This window comes from Shewanella sp. 10N.286.45.A1, assembly GCF_041470405.1.
Lineage (GTDB): Bacteria > Pseudomonadota > Gammaproteobacteria > Enterobacterales > Shewanellaceae > Shewanella.
In genome coordinates this window covers 1-4308 of sequence record NZ_JBFRMK010000376.1, presented here as the reverse complement: position 1 = coordinate 4308, position 4308 = coordinate 1, and the positions used below count along the sequence as shown (strand labels likewise).

The window sequence follows — 4308 nt, the reverse complement described above, 5'->3', positions numbered from 1 at the left end:
CTTAAGTGAACGGCATTAGTGATAAATATCGCCCTTTTTTATCGCTGTCCTTGCTGCAAACTATTTCAAGGTACGCTGAAAAAAAGCTACCGCTTGCAGGTAGATCTGCAATGCAATTGCCGCGTCGTAACGCTCACCTTCATCACGCATAAAGGCATGCTGGGCATTCACCTCATGCCAACTAAAGTTACGCTCTGTCGCTTCTAGTTTGGCATAGATAAGTTTACGTCCCTCACTGGAAACATGCGGATCTTGCTTACCAAATACCATTACCAACTCGCCAGATATGTCGCCTGTACGAGACAGTGAATCATTGTCTTTTTCACAAGGTAAGGTATTGGAATGTATATCGGTTGGATATAAACAGAATGCGCCAAGAATGTCAGGGTTTAACGCAGCTCGATATGCCAAATGCCCGCCAATACACACGCCCATACTGCCGACCTGACTAGTACAAAAACTCAAGCTACGAGCGAAATCAACCAAAGCTTCTGTATCACTATCATGATGTTCTAGTGGCTTGGTGAACTTATCGGCATTGCCTTTATCTTTACCATTATCGTCATAAGCTAACACGGTACCAATCGGGTTTAGCTCATGAAATACTTCTGGTACCAAAACCACAAAGCCATGTCCTGCGAGTAATGCAGCGGTGCGGGCAATCGGTGCCGTTTGTTGAAATATTTCTGAATAAAAGATGATGGTTGCAAACTGACCTTCGCTATCTGGGCGGTAAAGGTAAGTACGCATAGTGCCGGTGGCTGTCGAAATATCATGGGTTTCTTGGGTGATGATCATCGGCTTTCTTTCCTTAGATTCAGTCATAGAGGCTGATTGAAGATATAGCAATCAGTACTTCCCTAGCCTAAATCAGCCAGCCACTTTTAGCCACAAAAAAGCAGATACCGCGTTACCCGCTGCATCTGCTTCTTCTCTTCACTCATGGAGATTACATGCTAGTAAAGTTCGTTAGGACACTTTTCTCCAGCCAGTAGCTGCTGCACATTAGTCAAAGTAGTCGCGGCAATCGCTCCAAGCGCCTCTTCTGTTAAAAAAGCTTGGTGACCAGTGAAGATAACGTTGTGACATGCAGACAAACGCCTAAACACATCATCTTGAATAATTTCACTCGATTTGTCTTCGAAGAACAGCTCTTTTTCATTCTCATATACGTCAAGCCCTAAAGAGCCTAACTGCCCAGTCTTAAGGGCTTCCATCGCATCAAGGGCATTCAACAAACCGCCACGGCTGGTGTTAATCACCATCACGCCAGGTTTCATTTTAGCAAAGCTTTTTTCGCTCAAAAGATGGTGGTTATCAGTCGTTAATGGACAATGTAAGCTAATCACATCGCAGATTGGGTACATCTGCTCCAGCGTGACATATTCAACACCTAAATCTATTACCGCTTGGTTTGGGTAGGGATCATGCGCAATCACCTTACAACCAAACCCTTGTAAAACCTTAATGGTGGCTAAACCTATTTTACCCGTACCAATTACACCTACCGTACGCCCATGCATATTAAAGCCTACTAACCCTTCAAGTGAGAAGTTAGCATCACGGGTACGTTGATAGGCTTTATGGATTTTACGATTCAAAGTCAGCATCAAGGCGACAGTATGTTCGGCAACAGACTCAGGCGAGTAAGCCGGAACGTTGACAACTTTCATCCCCAAACGCTCTGCGGCTTCTAGACCGACGTTATTAAAGCCCGCACAGCGCATAGCAATTATCTTAGTGCCGCCTTTAGCAAGCTCTACTAATACCTCTTCACAAAGAGAGTCATTCACAAATGCGCAGATGACTTCAAAGCCCGCTGCAAGTTTTACCGTTTGCATACATAGACGGTAATCAAAATATTCAATATCAGCACCGAATGCGCTATTGGTGCGATCAAAATGCTGCATATCGTAATGCTTGGCGCTAAAAAAACCGATTTTCATTGCAGAACCTTATCCAAAATAAGTAGATAATATGGGGAGTAAGTTTATGTGATATGAGTAAGTTTGTCTTGCACGCTGTAATTACGTTCTCAGGATAGATAAGCAAGCTGTGATCAATCTCCGCTTACCTTTACAACAATTACTGATAAGCTTTACCCAAATTGATAGGAAGATTCATTTTACTATGGCTAGAAAAGAGCTCAGCGAAAAGCAGTTTTGGATCCAACGCTTCTCAAAAACCAGTTTGCGTGCTTTACACATATTAGGTATTACCGGCGCTGGCGGCGGTATTTTAATGCATGTCCCTAAAGATCAATGGCAGATCTACTGGATCATGGCCATGAGCACAGGGGCTGCGATGATGCTTTGGGAAGTGGTCAGAGATTGGCGCTGGTTGATCCAGCTAAAAGGCGTGTTAACTCTAGTTAAGTTAGGTTTACTTGCACTGTTTATTCCTTTAGCAAGCTATAAACCTGAACTGCTGATCACGATTGTGTTACTGTCGGTGATAGTCTCTCATGGGCCAGCTGGCCTGAGACACTTTTCAATCGTACATGGACGCAGAATAGATGGCAGAAAAGAAGTTAAAGGCTAAAACAGCAGCACTTATTAGTGAATTTACTGCACTAAAAGATTTAATCACTCCAGATAGTCACGTTCTGGATTTAGCCTGCGGCACGGGACGAAATGGCAACTGGTTTTTAGAGCAAGGTTGCCATGTCACGTTTATTGATCGTGATTTAAGTAAGCTTGAGTTATGCCAAGCTAACCACAAGGTAGAACGACTGGAATGGGATCTCGAAACCGAGAATCCACCAAAGCTGCCTGTAAACCGCTATGATGTTGCTGTCGTTTTCAACTACTTACATCGACCACTCTTGCCACAAATAATCGATGCGATTAAACCAGGCGGGCTGATTTTTTATGAAACCTTTACTCGCCAACAAGCAACCATAGGTCGGCCGCGCAACCCCAATTTCCTTTTAAAAGAGACCGAGTTAAAAGCTTTATTTGCTAACTGGCGCTGCCTACATTACTCTGAAGGTCTGCTTGGCGAATTAACTAGCGCAAGCTACAAAGCACAAATCATTGCTCAAAAACCATTGTGAAAACGGCTAAAGGATTAATAGCATAATTATGTTTCCATACCCTGAACAATACCGCGTTGCAGCTCCGCCAATCATCACTGGTGGTATGGTTGTATGGGCGCTCATCAGCCGCTTAGTATTTGGCGATGCCAGTAGCTTTAGCCTTTACCCGCTATTGGCACTGTTCCCACTTGTTGTGTTACTGCATTTAGTGCTTATTTGGGATGCGAGAAATATGGGCCGGCTCGATCAAGCCTTTTACGCGCTAATACATTGCTGCTTAGCCTTTGTGGTCTGGACCTTCTGTATTATGCATGTCAACGGTAATGGCTTTTCGTAAATAGTCCTCACTGTGCTAATGGTACTAATGAGTGCCATTAGTAAACGTTATAACCTCCCTGTTTCATATTTCCCAACTTATATAGACAGTCACTCAGCTTTCAAGCTATGTGGTATTTCACACGGCCGTCATTAGTTTGTCTAATAGCTATAATCTACTTGCATCAATAACCGCCAAAGAGGTATCTTTGCGGCGAATTTTCAATAAGGTTCTATCATGACTGATTTCGTATACTCTCCGCCCACTAAACCTTGGTTAGATATTTTGCATCAAGACCAAGATATCATGGTGCTCAATAAACCGTCAGGTTTGTTGTCTGTGCCTGGGCGAGCGCCAGCGCATAATGATAGTACTTACAGCCGTGTATTAGCCGAGTACCCAGACGCAAAGATCGTGCATCGACTTGATATGGCGACCTCTGGTGTCATCGTCGTCGCCCTACTACGCAGCGCCGAATCTGAGTTAAAAAGACAGTTTAGAGACCGAGAAACGGCTAAGACCTATTACGCCCGTGTTGCTGGCCATGTTAAAGCAGAAAGTGGCACCGTTAATCTACCGCTAATCTGTGACTGGCCTAACCGACCAAAGCAAAAGGTCGATCATCAAATAGGTAAAGCCTCACAGACTCATTATGATGTGGTTAGCCGAGCAAAGCGCTCTACTTTGGTCAAATTAACACCGATTACCGGGCGCTCACATCAGCTGCGCGTGCATATGATGGCATTGGGTCACCCTATTCTAGGTGACAACTTTTATGCTGATCCGTTAGCCAAACGTTTAGCTCCGCGATTACTGCTGCACGCTCAATCACTAACCATTACGCACCCATTTACTAAAGAGCCAATGACCTTTAGTTGTGAGGCACCCTTTATGGATACTGAAGGGGAGCAGTAATTGCCCCTAAAACGATAATTGACTAGGGGCTGTTGATCTT

The 4308-nt window shown here is 44.2% G+C and carries 6 protein-coding genes; 4 read left to right on the top strand and 2 right to left on the bottom strand.

The annotated features are described in order from the left end of the window. Positions 1 to 60 precede the first annotated feature (60 nt). Together AB4238_RS21550 and AB4238_RS21545 are read right to left on the bottom strand one after the other, a co-directional pair. Entirely contained in the window at positions 61 to 798 is a 738-nt protein-coding gene (locus AB4238_RS21550) for a dienelactone hydrolase family protein (RefSeq protein WP_372035589.1), read from the bottom strand. A 158-nt stretch (positions 799 to 956) separates the two neighbouring features. Further along, positions 957 to 1946, bottom strand: coding sequence for a 2-hydroxyacid dehydrogenase (locus AB4238_RS21545; RefSeq protein ID WP_372035587.1), 990 nt, complete (start codon positions 1944 to 1946; stop codon positions 957 to 959). Positions 1947 to 2130: 184 nt separating this feature from the next. On the opposite strand from AB4238_RS21545, the gene AB4238_RS21540 reads away from it, so the two are divergent. The 4 genes from AB4238_RS21540 to rluA all read left to right on the top strand — a co-directional run bounded on the left by AB4238_RS21540 (position 2131) and on the right by rluA (position 4268). After that, the gene (locus AB4238_RS21540) at positions 2131 to 2541 is read left to right on the top strand and encodes a hypothetical protein (RefSeq protein WP_371992014.1); all 411 of its coding nucleotides are present in this window, start codon (positions 2131 to 2133) and stop codon (positions 2539 to 2541) included. After that, positions 2516 to 3055 (top strand): class I SAM-dependent methyltransferase, encoded by a 540-nt coding sequence (locus tag AB4238_RS21535; RefSeq protein WP_372035585.1) that lies wholly within the window; start codon positions 2516 to 2518, stop codon positions 3053 to 3055. The genes AB4238_RS21540 and AB4238_RS21535 overlap by 26 nt, the downstream gene beginning before the upstream one ends. A 28-nt stretch (positions 3056 to 3083) precedes the next feature. After that, complete coding sequence (locus AB4238_RS21530; RefSeq protein ID WP_371992011.1) at positions 3084 to 3374, top strand: hypothetical protein; 291 nt, start codon at positions 3084 to 3086, stop codon at positions 3372 to 3374. A gap of 216 nt (positions 3375 to 3590) precedes the next feature. Next, on the top strand, positions 3591 to 4268 hold the full coding sequence (gene rluA, locus AB4238_RS21525; RefSeq protein ID WP_372035583.1) for a bifunctional tRNA pseudouridine(32) synthase/23S rRNA pseudouridine(746) synthase RluA: 678 nt from the start codon (positions 3591 to 3593) through the stop codon (positions 4266 to 4268). The last annotated feature ends 40 nt before the right edge of the window (positions 4269 to 4308 follow it).

Excerpts from the sequence above, each read along its gene's own strand:
- AB4238_RS21550 (WP_372035589.1), bottom strand. The coding sequence starts at position 798 with ATGATCATCACCCAAGAAACCCATGATATTTCGACAGCCACCGGCACT.
- AB4238_RS21545 (WP_372035587.1), bottom strand. The coding sequence starts at position 1,946 with ATGAAAATCGGTTTTTTTAGCGCCAAGCATTACGATATGCAGCATTTT.
- AB4238_RS21540 (WP_371992014.1), top strand. The coding sequence starts at position 2,131 with ATGGCTAGAAAAGAGCTCAGCGAAAAGCAGTTTTGGATCCAACGCTTC.
- AB4238_RS21535 (WP_372035585.1), top strand. The coding sequence starts at position 2,516 with ATGGCAGAAAAGAAGTTAAAGGCTAAAACAGCAGCACTTATTAGTGAA.
- AB4238_RS21530 (WP_371992011.1), top strand. The coding sequence starts at position 3,084 with ATGTTTCCATACCCTGAACAATACCGCGTTGCAGCTCCGCCAATCATC.
- rluA (WP_372035583.1), top strand. The coding sequence starts at position 3,591 with ATGACTGATTTCGTATACTCTCCGCCCACTAAACCTTGGTTAGATATT.